A 19273-nucleotide genomic window follows, 5' to 3' on the forward strand; every position below is an offset into this window, starting at 1 on the left:
ATATTGAAAGCGCGTCAGGCGTTTTCTTCCGTCACGGCGCGAAAGCGCAGCAGCCCGTGACAGGCTGAAACATCCTCGTCGTAACGGGCCTCGGTGAATTCGAGTTTGAGATTGACGCGGTGATGCTCGTCGAGCGCGAGGGCCGCATCATCGAGGCGGGCACTGACCAGGCCCATCGCATCGAGCATTTCTTTCCTCGCCTCGGACTTCGACCAGAAGTGCAGCGTGAAAAGCTGCTCGGCATCGTTCTCGACGCCTGTTGTCCAGTCGTAGACGCTGGTCCGGCCGTAAGCGACATAAGGAAACGGGACATTTTCCGGGGCATGATCGTACAGTTTTGCGCCGCCCAAGGCCGCTGACAGGAAACCGTCACCATTCAGCGCTTCGAACAAGGCCTTCTGCAACGCGGCGGCCGGCGCGGTCATCGTCATCTCCCCTCGCCCGTCACAACTGAACAGGCCTTCGCGCCGCCAGCGATTCCTGCTTACAGCGTAGCCGGGATGAAGTTCTGGCACCAGATCACGGGATCCTTCGATGCGCCGATCGAGCTAACGGTCGGGATTATCGAAAATCGGCTGCAGTCAGCACATACATGCTCTTGCCGGAACGGACATAGGCATTCCTTGCCACGTCATGTATGGGACCGACGGCCGAATCGAAGGCGGCGAGATATGTGGCTTCGGCTGTCACCGCCTCCGGCGGTGCCGTCGAGATCGCGTCTGCATCGACAAGGAAAGAAATCCGGGACATGCCGTCATAGCCGACGAAGCGGATCCGTCGGCTCGCCTGGTCATAGCTTCGGCTGAGGTTTGGAAATGTCAGGCTCATGACTTGACCGCGGTTAGGCGGCCCCCACTCTTTTGACTGCTGCTGGCTTCTTGGCTGCCGCCCGCTTTTTCTTGGGAGCGACGGGATTGAGGGCTTCCGCTGCACGGTCGGCCTCTTCCTTGGCCAGCCGCAGCGCCCGCAATCTTGCCGTCTTGATGTCCCTGGCCTTGGCCTCGGAAACATATTCGGCCGTTGCCTGGTTTCGCTCCGCGGTTTTCTTCTGCTTTTCCATGAACCGCGCTTCAGCTTTCTCCATGATATTGTGATTGAATTCCGCCATCGATAAAATTCTCCTTTTTGGCTGAAATAACGAAAGTAAAGCCTTCTCTTTAAAATAGGGACCCGGAACAGAAAATTCAATTTTCGAGCTGTTTTGATCGACCGGATTCCTGAAACAATTTCCGGAAACAATACTACGATTAGTTTTCAGTCAGCGATAAATATTTTTTGACAATCGTTCCAGCGGGTGACCGGTGTCCCCGACGCGCTTGCGGTAGCCGCATTTCTTTCGAGGCCGATACTGGCCAGATCACGAGACCGGTGCCGCCCCGCCGTCTTCGGTACGCCGCGCTATGAATTCGTCGAGAACGCCTGACGTGGCGGCGGCCGAAGCCGGCGGCCGAAAATCGGCCAGCAGCCGTTTCCAGATGCCGGTGGCGCGCTCCGTGGCGGTTCTTGATCCGGCCTGCGTCCAGTTGCCGAAATTGGACCAGTCGGCGACCAGCGGCTCGTAGAAGGCGGTGCGGTAGCGCGCCATAGTGTGTCCGGCCGAGAAGAAATGCCCGCCCGGCTGCACTTCGGCGATCGCCTCGAAGCCGATCGCGGCCTCGTCGCCGGGCGTCGCCTCGCAGAGTTCGGCCACCGTTTGCAATGCCTCGATGTCGGTGATCAGCTTCTCGAAGGAGACGCTCAAGCCGCCTTCGAGCCAGCCCGCCGCATGGATGCAGACCGTGGCGCCAGCCAGCACCGAGCCCCATAGGGCGAATTGCGTTTCGTGGGCCGCCTGCGCATCCGAAATGTTGGCGGCACTGCCGCCGCCGGAGCGCCAAGGAAGGCCCGTGAAGCGGGCAAGCTGGCCGGCGCCGAGCGTCGCCTTGACGTGCTCCGGCGTGCCGAAGGCCGGCGCCCCGGATTTCATGTCGACGTTAGACGAGAAGGAGCCATAGACGACCGGCGCGCCCGGCCGCACGATCTGGGCCAGCGTCAGCCCGGCCAGCGCTTCGGCATGCTGCAGCGTCAATGCGCCGGCGACGGTGATCGGCGCCATGGCGCCGGCCAGGCAGAAGGGCGTGATGATCAACACCTGCCCTGCCCTGGCGAAATCGATGATGCCTTGCGCCATCGGGATGTCGAGCTGGCGCGGCGAGTTGGTGTTGATGACGGTGTAGCAATGGGCGCCGCTGGCGAATTCGTCCTCCGACAGCCCGCGCGCCAACCTGATCATCGCAAAACCGTCCTCGACCTGCGGCGTACCGCGCGCAAAGACGAACGGGAACTTATCAGAGAGCGTCAGCTGAGCCCGGTTGACGGCATAATGGCGCAAACGATTGTCGATGTCCTGCGGCTCGATGCAGGGCCCAAGCATATGCAGCACGTCGAAATGCTGCACCAGCCGAATGAGATCCTCGAAAGCGGCAAGCGTCCCCGGCCGCCGGCCGCGCTCCAGATCGGTGACGTTGGGCGCCCCGGATCCCGCCAGGAATGTCATCGAGCCGAGCTCGAGCATCAGGTCTCGCGCACGGTCGCCGGCGTGCGCCCGGATCGACTTCGGCGCCGAGGTAAGTGCGGCCGCCACGATGTCGCGACCGATGCGCACCATCTGGCTGTCCTCATCGACCAATGCGCCGGCACGGGCAAGAATGACACGCGCTTCGGGCAACAACACCTTGACGCCAAGTTCCTCAAGCACGCGCAGCGCCGTGTCGTGGATCGCGGCAACTTGGTCGGCTGAAAAGATCGGCTGCGGCAGGAACGGGTTCTTCAGGGAACGATAGTCCGGCCGGCGGCTCGACTCGCTGCCGGCCTCGCCGGTTCGTCCGCGCCTGCGTTCGCGCCTTAAATCACGTGCGGCGTCGTCGACCATGACGGATACTCCTCATTGCCTCATTGCCTTCCCCTGGGGGTCGTAGGGCGAGGCGGGGATGATGCGCGCTGGCCGCTCGACGCCGACAATGTGCACAGACAATGCCGCACCCTCCGCCGCGAAATCGCGTTCGACAAGGGCTAGCGCCAGGCTCTTGCCGACCGTGTAGCCATAGCCGCCGGAGGTGACGAAACCAATGCGCCGGCCGTTGTGCCAGACCGGTTCGAAGCCGCTGGCGTCGGCATCGAGCGCGTCCACCTCAAGCGTCACCAGGCACTGCGTGGTGGCGCCCTTGCGCTCTTTCAATGCAGCCTCGCGGCCGATGAAGCCGTCTTTGCCGAAGGAAATGAAGCGATCGAGGCCGGTCTGGCCTGGCGTATAACCTTGGGTGAATTCGCGCGACCAGATGCCGAAGCTCTTTTCCAGCCTGAGCGCGTTGAGGGCGTAGAAGCCGATCTCGGCAAGGCCGAGATCCTCGCCGGCGGTCAGCAGCGTTTCGCGCAAGGTGGCATGCATGCTGGCCGGGCAGTTGACTTCGAAGCCGAGTTCGCCGGCAATCGACAGACGCGCGACACGCGCACGCACCATGCCGATGTCGAATTCGCCGCATGCCATGAACGGCAAGGCCTCGGCGGAGACATCCTGATGCGTGGTGCGCGCAAGAACCGCCCGTGCCTGCGGCCCGGTGACGAGGAAGCCGGACATTGCATCGGAAATGTCGGTAATGGTCACGCCTTCTGCCGCATGGGCCACGAACCAGCGCATATGGAATTCCCTGAGATAGTAGGAACCCATGATCCAGTAGTTGCCGCAACCCCAGTTGAAAACGGTAAGATCACCTTTCAGCCGGCCATCGTGGCCCAGCATCGGCGCGAGCTTCGCTTGCCCCGGTTTCGGCAGCCTTGAGGCAAACAGCCGGTCGAGCCAGGCTTCCGCGCCCGCGCCGGACACCGCATAGCGCGAAAAGGCCGAGGTGTCGACGAGACCGGCGGCGCGCCGGACCTGCAGCGCCTCGTCGCCAACGATGTCGAAGGCATTGGAGCGTTTCAGCGTGGTGTTCTCGCGAAAGTCCATTGGCGCAAAATAGGCCGGGATTTCCAGCCCCCATGAGGCCGTCCATTCGCATCCTGCCGCCGTCATGCCGTCATAGGCCCCGGGGCGTTTCACCGGCCGGCCGGCCGGGAGGCGCTCATTGGGAAAGGTCATGACGAAGCGGCGCGAATAGAACTGGCGCGTCGTCTGCTTGAGATAACAGCGGTTAGCGGCAAACGCCCCATAGCGGGCGATGTCCATGCCGAAGATATCGGCCCGTGGTTCGCCATGGATCATCCACTCGGCCAACGATTTGCCGACGCCGCCGCCCTGGCTGAAACCGGCCATGACGCCGCAGGCGACCCAATAGTTCCTCAGGCCACGCACCGGGCCGACAATCGGGTTGCCGTCAGGTGTGAAGGTGAAGGCGCCGTTCACCCATTTTTTGATGCCGGCTGTCGCCAGGCAGGGGAAGCGCTCATAAGCCCTGGAGAGTTCCGGGCTGATGCGGTCGATGTCCTCGGGGATCAGTTCGATGCCGTAATCCCACGGCGCGCCGTCCATGTTCCAGTGCTTTGGGTTCTGCTCATATATGCCGAGCAAAACGCCTTTGCGCTCCTGGCGGAGATAGGCAAAGCCGTCGAGATCGACGGCAAGGCCGAGCTCCCTGTCGAGGGCGGCGACTTCCGGAATGTCCTCGGTGACGAAATAGTGGTGCTCCATCGGCGTCACCGGCAGGTCGACGCCGGCCATGCGGCCGAGTTGCTTTGCCCAGAGACCACCGGCATTGACGACATGCTCGGCAACGACCATGCCTTGCTCGGTCAGCACATCCCAACCGCCATCGGCGCGCGGCTTCAGGTCGAGAACGCGGTTGCGCAGAATGACGTCGGCACCGCGCTTTCTTGCCGCCCCGGCATAGGCGTGCGTCGTGCCGTAAGGGTCAAGATGGCCTTCGTTGGAATCGTAGAGGCCGCCGAGCACGTCGCTGACATCGACGATTGGGCAGATTTCCTTGATCTCTTCCGGGCTCACCAGCCGGGCGGTTTCGATGCCGACCGACTGGAACACGGCCCAAGCCGATTTCAGCCACTCCCAGCGGGCGGGATCGCTGGCCATGTTGACGCCGCCGGTCATGTGCAGGCCGGCATCCAGGCCGGATTCGGCCTCGATCTCACGATAGAGCTTGATGGTGTAGTCCTGTAGCGCGGCGACATTGGGATCGGCGTTGAGCGCATGGAAACCGGCCGCCGCATGCCAGGTCGAACCGGCCGTCAGCTCGGCGCGCTCGATCAGTGCCACATCGGTCCAGCCGAACCGCGCCAAATGGTAGAGTACCGATGCTCCGACCACGCCACCCCCGATGACGACTGCACGATAGTGCGACTTCACGGCTTCCTCCGGCTGTTCGACGCTTGCTCAATCCTGGCACCATATACGTACTGTACATATGTGTCTAGAGTGTAGGCATAGCTGTCCAGTCCGCTTGCGCGTCGTTATCCGTCATGCCAATTGTGGGTGCATGATCATGATTGCTCCACAGGACGAGCCGGCGCCCGGCAACATCAAGGTAACGCGCTGGGACTGGATCAATCTTGCGCTCCAGACATTGATTTCAGATGGCATCGAAAGCGTGCGCGTGCTGCCGCTCGGCCAGAAGCTCGGCGTTTCACGCTCAAGCTTCTACTGGTATTTCGAGAGCCGTCAGGATCTGCTCGACCAGTTGCTTGCCCATTGGCGGGACACCAACACCAAGGCGATTGTCGAACGCGCGCAGCGGCCGGCCGAAAGCATCATCATGGGTGTGATGAACGTGTTCGAATGCTGGGCCGATGAGCGCCTGTTCGATCCCAGGCTCGACTTTGCCATCCGGGAATGGGCGCGTCGCTCCGACGACGTGCGCCGGGCCATCGACCAGGCCGACAATGACCGCCTGGGCGCGATCCGCGACATGTATCGCCGCCACGGCTACGATGAAGAGGATGCCTTCATCCGCGCCCGCGTGCTCTATTACATGCAGATCGGCTATTATGTGCTCGACCTCAAGGAACCGGTCGAGGCGAGAGTCAGTCATCTCGCCGCCTATCTGCGCAGTTTTACCGGCCAGGAGCCAAGCGACACCGACGTGGCGCATTTCATGCACTTTATCGCGGCGCGGTAGTATTGAAAGCGGATGCGCGCCGGCAAGGCGGTGGAGGTGGCCCACAAGCCCGACTCCCGTATATAAACTGTACAGCGCAAGTCCTCCTCGCCCTTGTGAGCGGCGCCAAAATGGACGAATAGTCTTGGTGGGCGCGCCGCCCTGAAATTGCCCCCATGCAGTTTCTCAGTGGGAGGCGCAGCCGCAGCCGGATCCTGGAATGGCCAGTCCTTTGAAACCACGCAAGAGAAGAGGTCCGATTGCAGCAAGGCTGCTGGCGGCGGATGCGTGGTTTGATTCCTCGCTCTACGAGATCGGCTTCAAAGCGCGCCGGTTCTGGGAAGCGGCCACTATTTTTTTCCGGCGCTTCCGCGTCTCCGGCTGGCGCCGCGGCATCGTCGAATTGTCGAGCGAGGCCTTCACGCTCGGCGCCGGCGGCATCGTCGTCATGCTGGCGCTCGCCTTGCCGGCGTTCCAGGAGACCGCCGGCGACTGGCGCGCCCAGGGCGATTTCGCCGTCACTTTCCTCGACCGCTACGGCAACGAGATTGGCCAGCGCGGCATCATCCAGCGCGATTCGGTGCCGGTCGACGAGATGCCCGACCAGGTCATCAAAGCGGTGCTGGCCACCGAGGATCGGCGTTTCTTCGATCACCACGGCATCGACGCGCTCGGCCTTTCCAGGGCGATCTTCGAGAATGTACGGGCGAATTCGGTGGTCCAGGGCGGCTCGAGCATCACCCAGCAGTTGGCCAAGAACCTGTTCCTGACCAATGAACGGACGTTGGAGCGCAAGATCAAGGAAGCCTTCCTGTCGCTGTGGCTCGAGGCCAATCTGTCGAAAAAGGAGATCCTGCAACTCTATCTCGACCGCGTCTACATGGGCGGCGGCACCTTCGGCATCGAAGCGGCCGCCGATTTCTATTTCGGCAAGAGCGTCAAGGATCTGAACCTCGCCGAAGCGGCGATGCTGGCCGGCCTGTTCAAGGCCCCCACCAAATACGCGCCGCATATCAACCTGCCTGCGGCCAGGGCGCGGGCCAATGTGGTGCTGTCCAATCTCGTCGACGCCGGTTTCATGAGCGAGGGTCAGGTGCTGCAGGCGCGGCTGCATCCGGCCGAAATCGTCGACCGCGGCGAGCAGAAGAGCCCGGATTACTACCTCGACTGGGCATTCGAAGAGGTCAAGAAGATCGCGGCGAAGTCCGGCCAGCATTCGGTGGTCGCTCACACCACATTCGACGCCAACATCCAGAAGGCGGCGGAAGAATCGATGGAGTTTCATCTCCGTCAGTTCGGCAAGGAATACAACGTCACCGAGGGTGCCATGGTTGTCATCGAAACCAATGGTGCGGTCAGGGCGATCGTCGGCGGCCGCGACTACGGTGCCAGCCAATTCAACCGCGCCACCAAGGCGCTGCGCCAGAGCGGCTCATCGTTCAAACCCTATATCTACGCAACAGCGATGGAGCACGGCTTCACGCCGGACTCCGTCGTTTCCGGCGGGCCGATCTCGTGGGGCAGTTGGTCGCCTCACAATTACAATGGCGGATCGGCCGGCAAGGTCACGCTGATCACGGCGATGGCCAAATCGATCAACACCGTCCCGGTGCGGCTCGCCAAGGATTATCTCGGCATCAAACCGATCAAGGCGATGGCGGAAGCCATGGGCGTCGAATCGCCGCTCGAATCGCACAAGACGATGGTGCTCGGCACATCGGGCATGACCGTGATGGACCAGGCGACTGGCTACAGCGTGTTCGCCCAGAACGGCTTTGTCGGCTCACGGCACGGCATCACCCAACTCGTCACCCGTACCGGCGACGTGGTTTACGATTTCACCAAGGATGCGCCGCCGCCGCACCGAGTGCTCTCGCAGCAGGCGTTGAAATCCATGAACACCATGCTGGCGGCGGTGCCGGTGATGGGCACGGCGCGGCGCGCAGCCCTTCCCAACATCGTATCGGCCGGCAAGACCGGCACCACGCAGTCTTACCGAGACGCCTGGTATGTCGGCTTCACCGGCAACTACACGGCTGCCGTGTGGCTCGGCAATGACGACTTCACACCGACCAACAACATGACCGGCGGCTCGCTGCCGGCGATGGTGTGGCAGCGGCTGATGGTCTATGCGCACCAGAATATCGACCTCAAGCCGATCCCCGGTCTCGATCATCCTTTCGTCGACGAAAAGATCGCCGCCAAGGCCGAGGAAGCGGAAAAGAAGAATGCCGAACAAGCAGCGGCCAATGCCGCCGCCGAGCGCCCGCCGGTGCTGTCCAGCCAAACCACGCGGACCCTAAGGGACATCACAAGGCTGTTCCAGTCGGCGCCGGTCCTCCAGGCACCCACGACGCCGGAGACCCTGTCGGCGCTTTGACGCCGGCACGCGGGCCAGGCCATACCCGCGCCGGCAAATTCCGAGGGTCCGCTTGCCATGGCCCCCTGCCCCGCGATATCCCCGAGCGGCACTCCTCTTTCCCGCGGCTCTTCATGCTCAAGAATGCCTTCCTGACGCTCCTCGCGCTTGCCATAGCCATCGGCGGCGGCGGCGGCAGCGTCTGGTACGCTCTCAAGACGCAGGATGGTATCGGCGCGATCAGGATCGGCCCATGGACGGCGTTTCCCGATATCGGCACGCAGGCGGCGAACCCTTATTCAAGAGCCCGCGTGGCGCGCGAGGGCGTGCTGGCGCTCGGGCGGGCAGAAGGCCTGTCCTTTATCGCCGAACGCGATTCCGGCGGCGAACAATTGAAACGCCAATGCGCCTATGAAATCGAAGGCGGATTTCCCACGGCGCGGTTCTGGACGCTCTATGCCGCCGATCAATCGCTCGGCGTGGTCGAGACCGGCAAGTCGAGGCTTGCGGCACTTCAATCTTACCAGGTGGTGCGCCAGCCCGACAATTCGGTGGTGGTTTCCGTCGACAACCACCCCGCGCCGGGCAACTGGCTGCTTTCGGACGGCTTCGGCCGGATGTATTTCGTGCTGACATTCTACGACACGCCAATTGCCAGCAGCACGGGTCTTTCGGATGTCAAGTTGCCGCAGATCGTGAAGGTCGGCTGCAATGCGTAAGCTGCTGCACGCGATCTTGCTCGGCCTGCTTGGCGCCGGCATCGTACACATTGTTGTGCTGCTGCTCGTCCCGGAATTTTCCGAACGTGACGCCTGGTCGCGGCTGGCCATGGCCTCGGACCTCTATAGGATGACCAGGATGGACGCAGAGGCCGGCGGGACGCCGGTGGTGAAATCCGTCGACCCGCTGTTTTATGCAGCGGCTTGCCGGTTCGATCTGTCCGAAGGAATGGTGCGGGTGAAGGCACCGGGAAACGTCCCGTTCTGGTCCGTATCGGTCTATGACCGCAGCGGCCACAACATCTACTCCTTCAACGACCACAGTGCGACCGGAAGGGTGCTGGACAGTATCGTCCTGACGCCGGCGCAGATGATCGAGATGCGCACGGGTCTTCCCGAGGAACTGCAAGGGGCAATCTTCGTCGAGGTACCCATCGATGAAGGCATGTTCGTCATCCGCGCCTTCGTTCCCGACGACAGCTGGAAGCCAACCGTGTCGCGATTTCTCGATCAGAGCTCCTGTGAGCTGCAGGATTTCTAAGGCGGATCCCGAAACTCAGTGGTGCGGAACAGGCAGCGTCCCTGACGAGCCTGGCATCGAGCCCGGCCTGTCCAGACCGGCGCCTGTCCGGGTCTCGCCCGTCAGTGGCCGTTGCTCATAACGGACGCCGGGGAAAATGATCACCGCCGCCGGCGCTCCGGTGTTTTGTTCTGCTCGATTGGTTGCCGCCGTTCGCGGCACGAAAGACAGTACCATGCCCATGGTTCGCGTATTCCTCTCGGTTGCCCCGGAGCACAACGCAACGCCTCCAATCTTGATTAAGGACGCCAGTAGGTTAACGGAACGCTAACGGATCGCCGCTAATTTGATCTTTGTCTAGAGGTCAGGAAGCCTTGGCCCGCGGCGAATGCGAAACCGACACAGTCCCGGTCGAGCATGGTCTAGATTGTGTCGAGTATCAGGCGTATCTTCGTGTCAGCTTCGGATTTCAGGCAAATCGCTATACGGGCTGAATCGGGAAAGGCCGAAAGGCTGTTCCGCGCGGCGGTGTCGGCGTTCTGTTCGCTCACCCGCCCTTCGCGCCGGGAGATAGCGCAGCTTGAAGACCTGACGCTTCCGCTTTTCGCCAACGTGTCGATCGAATCACGCCGCTACGTCGCTGCCGCCCTTTCCGAGTGCGAATATGCGCCCACCGCGTTGGTCCGGCGGCTTTGCGAGGAGCCGGTCGACGTCGCTGCCCCGCTGCTCATCCGCTCGCGCGCGCTCAGCGATGTCGATCTCATCGCGCTGATCGGGCGGCACGGCCTGCCGCATGCGCGTGCCATCGCGCGTCGCAAGAACCTGAACCCGACCATCGCGGATCTGATCAGGGTGCTTGAAAAGCCGACATTGGTGCGGATGCGACAGCCGGAGGCGATCGCCGAGCCGACGCCCGAAACCGCCGAACCCGCCGCGCCCAATCCCGCCGCGCAACCGGAGCCCGGCGCCGCTGCCGAAAATGCACGGCGCCGGCTGCGGTCGATGATGCATGCCGACACGAAGAGCGCTAGCGTGGCCACCGATCCGTCCAACGGCGCCGAAACCTATGTCAAACTGCGCGAGACGGCGCTGACCGGCAACGCCGCGTTCTTCCAGACAGCACTGGCCGACGCGCTCGAAATCGATTTCTCAACGGCGCGATCGCTTACCGCAAACCAGAATTACACGTCGCTGCTGGCCGCCCTGCGCGCGCTCGATCTTGGCGAAGACAGGGCGTTCCTGATCACCGTCGCCGTTTATCCCACCACGTTTCAGCATCCGCAGGCGATCCGCATCTTCCTCGACCGTTACCGCCTGCTGCACCGCGAGGCAGCGTTGGACAGGCTACGCGGCTGGAAAGCCGAGGCATTGTCGAAGGCCATTCGCTATACCGGACCTGTTGCGGCATACGCCGACACCCGCGAGGCGAACAGCGACAATGCTGCCGCCAACGTCAAGGCGCGTCGTGTCTGAAGAGATTCAAGCGAACGCTTTAAGCTTCTGTTTTCATGAAGATCGTTAGGGCGACTTGACGGAGATCAGTCCCTCGACGGGAACAGAGCCGGCCTCGATCTCGACCACCCAGATGTCGGGGTCGAATTTCTTCTCCCTTTCCAGTCGGGCGTCGAAGACGGCGACATCGTCGCCTGCGCCGAGCAGGCTGAAGAAGCGCTCATCGGGCTTGGCTGAATCATAGCTCGTCTGCGGCGCCGGCCCGAACAGGGCGATCTCGCCCAGTCTGCCACGCGCCAGCACAAAAACGGCGCCGGCCTCGGTCGCGCCGCGCTTGACCACGGCGGCGAAGCCGCCGGCGCCGAAAACCCGGCGCAGCAGGGCCGACACCCACAGATCGGTGGTTACGCGCATGGCAGGATTCTGGACGACATCGGACGGTACTTAGAGCAAAGGGCCGAAAACCGAAATCGGTTTTTGCCCATCCGGTTGGCGAACGCCTCGACCGTCAGGCGTCGATTGTCAGTTGGTCAGGCCGATCTCGCGCATCTTAACGTAGACGACCTCGTCGGGCTCGCCGGTCTCCGGCAATCCGAACAGCGACTGGAACTCCTTGATCGCTGCCTTGGTGCGTGCCCCAACCACGCCATCGAGCTGCATATCGTCATTGCCGAATGCCTTCAGCCCGGCCTGGATCTTGATGATACGGGCGTCGGGTGCTGGCGCTGCCGCATTTGCCTGCGTCGAAACGGAAACGGGAACGGCGGCCGTGTCGCCCGGGCGAGGTGCAGGATGCGGCACCACCGTGGAGGCGGTTGGCGTGGCGCCCAGTTGATCGAGCAGGACGCTGTCGATCTCGCCGGAGGCGTTGAGCCCGACCTTCTGCTGATAGGCTTGGATAGCCTTGCGCGTGTTGGGGCCGGTAATCCCGTCGACCGTACCGGAGTAGAAGTCGAGATCCTTCAATATGCCCTGGACCTGCTCGACGACCGGATCGCTCTTGATCGGTACCGGCCGCACGATGTTGATGGTAGTCTCTGGCTCGTCGACGTCTGCGCGAGGAAAGTTCTCTATGCTCCTAGTCGCGAAGAACGCGCCGGCATGGGGAAAAGGCTGATACCACAGGGCGTTCGCCGAGACGTAGAACAGCGTCACCAGGAAGGCGGTCGAACCGCCGACCAGAACCGGGTTGCGCGAGAGCAGGCTGCCGATGGCGACCGCGCCACCTTGCAAGGCATTGCCGCGGCGCTTGACTGCCTTAGGCCGTTTTGCGGAGCGAGCCATGCCTGTCCCCTTTCGTCTCGCCTTCCGTCTTGGCCGCGGGCATCGGCAGCACGCCGGGCTTGTCCGTCGAACGCCCCCTCGGTCCGTTCACCGGCAAGCTGATCGTCACCGTGGTGCCCTCGCCTGGCATGCTTTCGATCGACATCGTGCCTTCGTGCAGTGCCACCAGCCCCTTTACCAGCGACAGGCCGAGCCCGGATCCCTCGAAGCGGCGCGTATAGTCGTTCTGTATCTGCATGAACGGCTTGCCGAGATTGGCAAAGTCTTCCTCGGCGATGCCGATGCCGGTGTCTCTGACCCAGAAATGCAGCCGCGAGCCGATCCGCTTGGCGCCGACGACGACATCTCCGCCATCGGGCGTGAACTTGATCGCGTTGGAAACGAGATTGATGAGGATCTGCTGCACGGCGCGACGATCGGCATTTATCTCGCCTGCATCCGGTGCGATCTGGGCTTGCAGTTCGATGTCCTTGGCTTGGGCCTGCAAGCGCATCATCGACCGGCACATTTCGACCGCTTCCACAAAGCGGAATGGCTCCGGCTCGGTTGCGTAGGCGCCGGCTTCGATCCTTGACACATCGAGTATCGAGGTGACGACGGCAAGCAAATGCTGGCCGGACTCCTTGACCAGGCCGACATATTCCTTCTGGCGCGGATCTTTGAAGGTGCCGAACATCTCATGCAACAGCATGTCGGAAAAACCGATGATGGCGTTCAACGGCGTGCGAAGCTCGTGGCTGACAACCGCCAGGAAGCGTCCCTTTGCCACTTCGGCAGACGCAGCCGCCTCTTTCGCAGCGGCAAGCTCTTCGCGCAACCCGGTGACTTCGTCGTTTTCACGCAACACAAATGTGAAGACGTCCTCCTGCTCTTTAGCCCGCATCAGCTCGAGGGAAAACGGCCGGTAATTGTCCGCCGTCGGGCCGTTGCCGTTTTGCGGCAGCCGGACGCGAAGATCGAGGCGGCGCGCCGACGCGCCATCGCGCATGTCGGCCAGCGCGCTGAGGTATGCGACGCGATCGGACAGATGGATGCGGTCGAACAGGCCGGTACCGAACAGCAGTTCCGGCTGCAGCTTCAGGATCATGCGCGCTTTTGCCGATGCATCCAGAACCTCGCCATGCCTGCCGACCCGCAGGACAACGGCGTCGATAATGTTCTCGAGCCGTTCGTCGGTCGCCGGATCGAGCTGCGCGCTGGCCGGATTGCCAAGGGCTGCTATACGCGGAATGAGGGTGAGCGCCCAGGCCAGCGGCAGCAGCCAATGCCACGCAACGATTTCTGCCGCGCCGAACGGAAAGACAAAACCGGCAAAGGGCTGCAGCAGGATAGCGACAAATGCGGATACGGTACCCCACAATGCGGCGCGACGAGACGCGCCGATCCACCAGGCTTCGAACGGCAGCGCCACGACAAGCATGGCGACCGGCGAGGCCAGACCTCCCGCTGCAGCAATGACACCGGCGAGAGCGAAACTGCCCATCACCAGGGCGACCTGGCCAGCGAACGCCATCTTGCCCGATGCCGCTACCAGCAAGGCGGCAAACCAGCAGAGACCGAACGTCGTAAGGATCGCGGCCATGGTCACGGTCGCGCCGATGCCCGAGGTCACCAGCGTGACGGCTGCACCTGCGGCAAAAAATGGAGCTGCCAGCATGACACCGATAAATCGGCTCTGGCACCGGCGGTCGTTCTGTCCGAGGATCGACGGATGAACCATACGTTCGCAACCGGCTGCCATGGCGCCGGGCAACTCAACGTATCTGGTTCTTATCGAACTCAACTCAACGCACTCGCATCCGGTCGTGAACATCCCTGCTTCGCAGGTCGCTTTTGTTGATTTGAAACTCGCATCCAGCGTTTAAGGAATGGATAAGGCGGGACCGACCAATGCCCGGCCCGAGGCAAATATCGGGAGGCCGGCGCGGCAAAACCTGGGCAATTGCAGCCATAGTAAATGGAGCGTTATCCGGGCCGACCGCCCTCCCGCCGCTCACAGCTGCCATCCGCACGCCGCTCTTTTGAGAAATAACCATAGAAAACAGTTAGATGGATGGTTAACCTTAAGTGAAGAAAATAGGCTGGATTTGAGGCAAACCCGTTGCAAAATGCTTCGTTTCGAATTTGCCTAAAATTTGAGGAAAATTTTCGCTGACCAGGCAAGCCGTCCTTTGTGCGTCTGTGCCACTATCGCAACCATAAAGAGGTCATGCCGCACGAATGCATGGTCCGGTCACGGACGAGAGGGCATACAGATGGGCTTTCTGATAAGAATGGCTTTCTGGTTTTCGCTGGTGCTTCTGGCGCTGCCGCTGAGTGTCGGCTCCGACGAAGCAGGCCACCAGAGCGTCGGACCGATCCAGGCCTTGTTTGCGGCCCGCGAGGCGGTCGGCGACATTGCCGGCATATGCGAACGCAAGCCCGACGTCTGCGAGACCGGCAAGTCTGCGATGCACACGATCACCGCCCGGGCCAAGGAGACCGCCAAGATCGCGGCCGCCATGTTGGACGACGAGACCGCCGAACCCGACACGGCGACAACGACCGGCAGCGTGCCCGAAGACATCGTCTTGCCCACGAAAGTCGACTTGCCGGCAAAGGGCGACTTGCCGACAAAAAACTAAGATATTTTTCAGCCGCGTCTATCACTGCACCGCAGGCCGATCGCCCTCTCGATGCCTACGGGTGTTTTCCTCTTTTTCCGTGACGCGGCGTCGCCGGATGACTATATCCGGTGCGATGACCACGACGATCCAAACGATCCGCGACGATTTCTCCCTGCTTGACGAGTGGGAAGACCGCTATCGCTATGTGATCGAACTGGGCGAGGCGCTGCCGCCATTTCCCGATGTGGAACGCAATTCCGTCAACAAGGTGCCCGGCTGCGTTAGCCAAGTCTGGCTGACCACGGAATATGGACCGGGCCCCGATCCAGTCGTCACCTTCGCCGGTGATTCGGACGCCCATATCGTGCGCGGCCTCGTCGCCATCATGCTGGCGCTGTTTTCGAAACGACCCGCCAGCGAGATCCAGAAGACCGACGCGGAAGCCACGCTGAAGGCACTCGGCCTCGACGAGCACCTGTCGCCGCAACGCGCCAATGGTCTTCGTTCTATGGTCAAGCGGATCAAGCGCGACGCCGAGGCGGCCTTGAGGCAGACCGCCTGATTAGGTCAACAGTGCGCGATCAACCGGCATGACGGCGCCGATACATGCAACGCATGTCGCACCAGCAATGCTCCAAAAGCAAAACGGCGCCCGGAGGCGCCGTTGATCATCTAACCCAAAGTAGAGAGAGTGCCGGTTATCAGCGCCCCTTGCGCTTGCGACCGAGACCCATCTTCTTGGCAAGTTGGGAACGGGCAGCAGCATAGTTGGGAGCAACCATCGGATAGCTTGCGTCCAGGCCCCATTTTTCACGATATTCGTCAGGCGTCAGACCGTAGTGGGTCATCAAATGGCGCTTCAGCGACTTGAATTTCTTGCCGTCTTCAAGACAGACGATGTAATCGTCATGGACTGAGCGTTTCGGGTTTACTGCCGGCTTCTGCTTGTCGGCAGGCGGCTGTTCACTGGCCCCGCCCACGCGCCCGAGGGCGGCATGGACATCGGCGATAAGGCTCGGCAGTTCGCCGACCGGCACCGGATTGTTGCTGACATAGGCGGCTACGACATCGGCCGTCAATTCGATCAGCGCATCACTATTTCTGGAAGGTGTTTCGACAATATCCATGGCTTCATGGCCCCAACGAAAGGTGTTTCTATCTGCGCCCTATTTTTGACAGGTCGGGCACCGCGCGAAATTTTTGCAGGAAAGAGCCTCTGCGATTCGCGTCGCAGCATCCTAATGAGCCAGTGAACGAAGTAAGTCAATTCGCTTCTTGTGCTATATTCATCGGTGTTAAGAAAATATTCCACGATCAGCTTCAATCTTTCGTGCACTCTGTAACTTTACGATATTTTCTGGTCAGACCAGCAGCGGCTGACGCAACGTCAAGCTGCCGTTACATCCATTACGGCTAGTAAAAATATCTCAATGCTTGGCTATGCTTGGTTGTAGCGCGCGCTAGCTGGTTGTTTAGAGTCCGCGAAACCATAGGTTGCGATTTGTCTCGGCCGCTGCTGCGAATAGCCCAGAGATCAGCCGCGGACCGCCACCGATCCGTCAATGCGGGGTGATGTATTTTCCATAGACCCAACCGGTGACGAAATTGCCGTTCTGTGCCGGATCATGCCAAACTTCGCACCAGCGATAACGGATCTTCTGTTCCTGCTTCCAAGCCGGCTGCTTGGCGATGTCGAGAAGGTTTATGCCGCCGGTACACTTCCCAGTCATCTGCAAAACGGCACCGTTGGGATAGGCGGCCTGCTTCTGGGATGATGCCGCCGGATACTTGCGCACGTTGAGCGTGTCGCCAAACGCAACGTTGGTCACTTGCCAAGCGGCGAACACGGTTGCATGAGATTGGTCGGCAAAGGCCAAAACTGTCGAAGCGGCGACGAAAGCCGCGGCGGCGTGAAAACGGTATTTCATTTGTCTCTCTCCTCCGGCTCATCTTCTGGAGCCCGGCGCAAACATATATTCCGGCTCTTGAACCCGCGCTGATCGGCGTGTTCATTCTCCATTCAAGTAACTTCCACAGCGAGACGCAATGACCCGAACCCCAGCATTTCCGACTGTCACCCCGCCGCAACCGGAGAAGCGACCGGTCTTCGATATACATCATGGAGTGACCCGGACGGACGACTATGCCTGGCTGAGAGCCGATAATTGGCAAGAGATGTTCAGGGACCCGTCCCTGCTCGACGGCCAGATCCGCGCCCATCTCGAAGCCGAGAACGTCTACCAGGCGGCCTTGATGGCCGACACCGCACCGTTGCGGAAGCAGCTCTTCAAGGAGATGAAGGGCCGCATCAAGGAAGACGATTCTTCCGTGCCAATGAAGGACGGACCCTACGCCTATGGGTCATCTTTCAAGCTTGGCGGCGAGCAGCCGCGTTATTTCCGGACACCGCGCGAAGGCGGCGATCAGCAGATTCTGCTCGACGGCGATCTTGAGGCCGAGGGCAAAGCCTATTTTCGCCTCGGCGGCGTCGACCATTCGGCCGATCACGGCAAGCTCCTGTGGGCGTTCGACGACAAGGGCTCCGAATTCTTCACGCTTCGTGTGCGCGATCTTGCCAGCGGCAACGAACTGACGGACCGGATTCCGGACACAGGTGGCGGCGGCGTGTGGGATGCCGGCAATGACGGATTTTTCTACACCCGCCTCGATTCCAACCATCGCCCCTCCAAGGTGCTGTTTCATGTCCTTGGCGACGACCCGCAGAATGACCGGCTGATCTATGAGGAAACCGATCCCGGCTTCTTCATGAATGTCGGCGGCACGCGTTCCAACGAATGGATCATGATCGGCATCAACGATCACGAGACCTCGGAGTACCGGCTGATGAGCGCCAGCGCGCCGTTCGCCGAACCGAAGCTGGTTTGCCCGCGCGAAACCGGCCTGCAATACGACCTCGAAGAAGGCGGCGATATCTTCTTCATTCTCACCAACGCCGACGGCGCCAAGGATTTCAAGGTCATGACGGCGCCGGCGAGCGACCCGGTGCGCGCCAACTGGCAGGAACTGGTGCCGCACGAAGCGGGGCGGCTGATCCTCTCGGTGATCGGCTTTAGGGATCATATGGTCAGGCTTGAACGCAAGGAAGGACTGCCGCGCATCGTCGTGAGCGATCGCAAGAGCGGCGAGGAGCATCTCATCTCTTTCGACGAGGAAGCGTTCTCGCTCGGCCTGTCGGGATCCTACGAATACGACACCGAGATCATGCGCTTTTCCTACTCGTCGATGACGACGCCGGCGCAGGTCTTCGACTACAACATGCGCACCCGCGAGCGCGTGCTGCTGAAGACCCAGGAAGTGCCGTCCGGTCACGACCCGGACCACTATGTGACGCGACGGCTGATGGCGCCCGCCGCCGACGGCGAACTGGTGCCGGTCTCGCTCATCCATCACCGCGAAACGCCGCTCGACGGATCCGCACCTTGCCTGCTCTACGGCTATGGATCCTACGGCATCACAGTGCCGGCCGCCTTCAATACCAACTGCCTTTCATTGGTCGATCGCGGCTTCGTCTATGCCATCGCGCATGTCCGCGGCGGTAAGGACAAGGGTTACGGCTGGTACGACGACGGCAAGCGGGCGCACAAGATGAACACGTTCACCGATTTCATCGCAGTCGCACACCACCTCGTCGCCGAACGCTACACAGCCCATGACCGCATTGTCGCACAGGGTGGCTCGGCCGGCGGCCTGCTGATGGGCGCCGTCGCCAATATGGCGCCGGAATGCTTCGGCGGTATTGTCGCCGAGGTTCCGTTTGTCGACGTGCTCACCACCATGCTCGACGCGACCTTGCCGCTGACGCCGCCGGAATGGCCGGAATGGGGCAATCCGATCACTTCGAGGGACGATTATCAGACCATCGCCGCCTACTCGCCCTATGACAATGTCGCCGCGCTCGACTATCCGCCGATCCTGGCGCTTGCCGGCCTCACCGACCCACGCGTCACCTACTGGGAGCCGGCAAAATGGGTGGCGCGGCTGCGCGACCGCAAGACCGGCGACAATCCGGTGCTGTTCAAGATCAACATGGATTCCGGCCATGCCGGCGCATCCGGCCGGTTTTCCAGGCTTGAGGAGATCGCCTATACATATGCCTTCGCGCTGAAGGTTGCAGGCAAGGCCGACCTTGCCGCACACGAACTTTTGAGCTGATTTTCCGCTCGCAATTGCAACGGCCGCGCGCTACCCAGTGCGCGGCTTTTTCCCAGCCGCAAATCACCCAGTCACGC

The 19273-nt window shown here is 61.6% G+C and carries 18 protein-coding genes; 8 read left to right on the forward strand and 10 right to left on the reverse strand.

The genetic code is table 11. The features are described from left to right. Positions 1-14: 14 nt before the first annotated feature. The 5 genes from AC0L26_RS24510 to AC0L26_RS24530 all read right to left on the reverse strand — a co-directional run bounded on the left by AC0L26_RS24510 (position 15) and on the right by AC0L26_RS24530 (position 5335). Positions 15-425 carry a DUF3168 domain-containing protein gene (locus tag AC0L26_RS24510; RefSeq protein WP_473634905.1) on the reverse strand — a complete coding sequence of 137 codons (411 nt, stop codon included), beginning with the start codon at positions 423-425 and terminating at the stop codon, positions 15-17. A 136-nt stretch (positions 426-561) separates the two neighbouring features. After that, entirely contained in the window at positions 562-828 is a 267-nt protein-coding gene (locus tag AC0L26_RS24515) for a DUF1488 family protein (protein WP_473634906.1), read from the reverse strand. Positions 829-841: 13 nt separating this feature from the next. Continuing rightward, positions 842-1108, reverse strand: a complete 267-nt coding sequence (locus AC0L26_RS24520) for a hypothetical protein (protein WP_473634907.1) — start codon at positions 1106-1108, stop codon at positions 842-844. 249 nt (positions 1109-1357) lie between these two features. Continuing rightward, positions 1358-2911 (reverse strand): trimethylamine methyltransferase family protein, encoded by a 1554-nt coding sequence (locus AC0L26_RS24525; RefSeq protein WP_473634908.1) that lies wholly within the window; start codon positions 2909-2911, stop codon positions 1358-1360. A 12-nt stretch (positions 2912-2923) separates the two neighbouring features. Next, entirely contained in the window at positions 2924-5335 is a 2412-nt protein-coding gene (locus tag AC0L26_RS24530; protein WP_473634909.1) for a GcvT family protein, read from the reverse strand. Between the two features lie 130 nt (positions 5336-5465). Here AC0L26_RS24530 and AC0L26_RS24535 point away from each other — a divergent pair, with 130 nt between their 5' ends. The 5 genes from AC0L26_RS24535 (at position 5466) to AC0L26_RS24555 (ending at position 11154) form a co-directional block, all read left to right on the forward strand. After that, the gene (locus AC0L26_RS24535) at positions 5466-6104 is read left to right on the forward strand and encodes a TetR/AcrR family transcriptional regulator (RefSeq protein WP_473634910.1); all 639 of its coding nucleotides are present in this window, start codon (positions 5466-5468) and stop codon (positions 6102-6104) included. A gap of 199 nt (positions 6105-6303) precedes the next feature. After that, positions 6304-8463: a transglycosylase domain-containing protein gene (locus AC0L26_RS24540; protein WP_473634911.1), complete on the forward strand. Its 2160-nt coding sequence runs from the start codon at positions 6304-6306 to the stop codon at positions 8461-8463. Between the two features lie 113 nt (positions 8464-8576). After that, positions 8577-9161, forward strand: coding sequence for a DUF1214 domain-containing protein (locus AC0L26_RS24545; protein ID WP_473634912.1), 585 nt, complete (start codon positions 8577-8579; stop codon positions 9159-9161). Beyond that, complete coding sequence (locus AC0L26_RS24550; protein ID WP_473634913.1) at positions 9154-9702, forward strand: DUF1254 domain-containing protein; 549 nt, start codon at positions 9154-9156, stop codon at positions 9700-9702. The genes AC0L26_RS24545 and AC0L26_RS24550 overlap by 8 nt, the downstream gene beginning before the upstream one ends. Before the next feature lie 432 nt (positions 9703-10134). Further along, complete coding sequence (locus tag AC0L26_RS24555; protein WP_473634914.1) at positions 10135-11154, forward strand: DUF2336 domain-containing protein; 1020 nt, start codon at positions 10135-10137, stop codon at positions 11152-11154. Between the two features lie 45 nt (positions 11155-11199). Here AC0L26_RS24555 and AC0L26_RS24560 read toward each other — a convergent pair whose 3' ends face one another. The 3 genes from AC0L26_RS24560 to AC0L26_RS24570 all read right to left on the reverse strand — a co-directional run bounded on the left by AC0L26_RS24560 (position 11200) and on the right by AC0L26_RS24570 (position 14137). Further along, on the reverse strand, positions 11200-11547 hold the full coding sequence (locus AC0L26_RS24560) for a DUF1491 family protein (protein ID WP_473634915.1): 348 nt from the start codon (positions 11545-11547) through the stop codon (positions 11200-11202). A 108-nt stretch (positions 11548-11655) separates the two neighbouring features. Further along, positions 11656-12417: a peptidoglycan-binding domain-containing protein gene (locus AC0L26_RS24565; protein WP_473634916.1), complete on the reverse strand. Its 762-nt coding sequence runs from the start codon at positions 12415-12417 to the stop codon at positions 11656-11658. Continuing rightward, on the reverse strand, positions 12392-14137 hold the full coding sequence (locus AC0L26_RS24570) for a sensor histidine kinase (RefSeq protein WP_473635034.1): 1746 nt from the start codon (positions 14135-14137) through the stop codon (positions 12392-12394). The genes AC0L26_RS24565 and AC0L26_RS24570 overlap by 26 nt, the downstream gene beginning before the upstream one ends. A gap of 535 nt (positions 14138-14672) precedes the next feature. Between AC0L26_RS24570 and AC0L26_RS24575 the strand changes: the two genes are divergently transcribed. Both AC0L26_RS24575 and AC0L26_RS24580 read left to right on the forward strand, forming a co-directional pair. Further along, positions 14673-15041, forward strand: coding sequence for a DUF5330 domain-containing protein (locus AC0L26_RS24575; RefSeq protein WP_473634917.1), 369 nt, complete (start codon positions 14673-14675; stop codon positions 15039-15041). Positions 15042-15156: 115 nt separating this feature from the next. Continuing rightward, positions 15157-15585: a SufE family protein gene (locus AC0L26_RS24580; RefSeq protein ID WP_473635035.1), complete on the forward strand. Its 429-nt coding sequence runs from the start codon at positions 15157-15159 to the stop codon at positions 15583-15585. Positions 15586-15724: 139 nt separating this feature from the next. Here the strand turns inward: AC0L26_RS24580 and AC0L26_RS24585 are convergent, their stop codons facing one another. Continuing rightward, the gene (locus AC0L26_RS24585) at positions 15725-16150 is read right to left on the reverse strand and encodes a Ros/MucR family transcriptional regulator (RefSeq protein ID WP_287244296.1); all 426 of its coding nucleotides are present in this window, start codon (positions 16148-16150) and stop codon (positions 15725-15727) included. A 432-nt stretch (positions 16151-16582) separates the two neighbouring features. Next, positions 16583-16951, reverse strand: a complete 369-nt coding sequence (locus tag AC0L26_RS24590) for an SH3 domain-containing protein (protein ID WP_473634918.1) — start codon at positions 16949-16951, stop codon at positions 16583-16585. Positions 16952-17069: 118 nt separating this feature from the next. On the opposite strand from AC0L26_RS24590, the gene AC0L26_RS24595 reads away from it, so the two are divergent. Then, positions 17070-19196 carry a S9 family peptidase gene (locus AC0L26_RS24595; RefSeq protein ID WP_473634919.1) on the forward strand — a complete coding sequence of 709 codons (2127 nt, stop codon included), beginning with the start codon at positions 17070-17072 and terminating at the stop codon, positions 19194-19196. The last annotated feature ends 77 nt before the right edge of the window (positions 19197-19273 follow it).

It is taken from the genome of Mesorhizobium sp. WSM4823 (assembly GCF_055811195.1).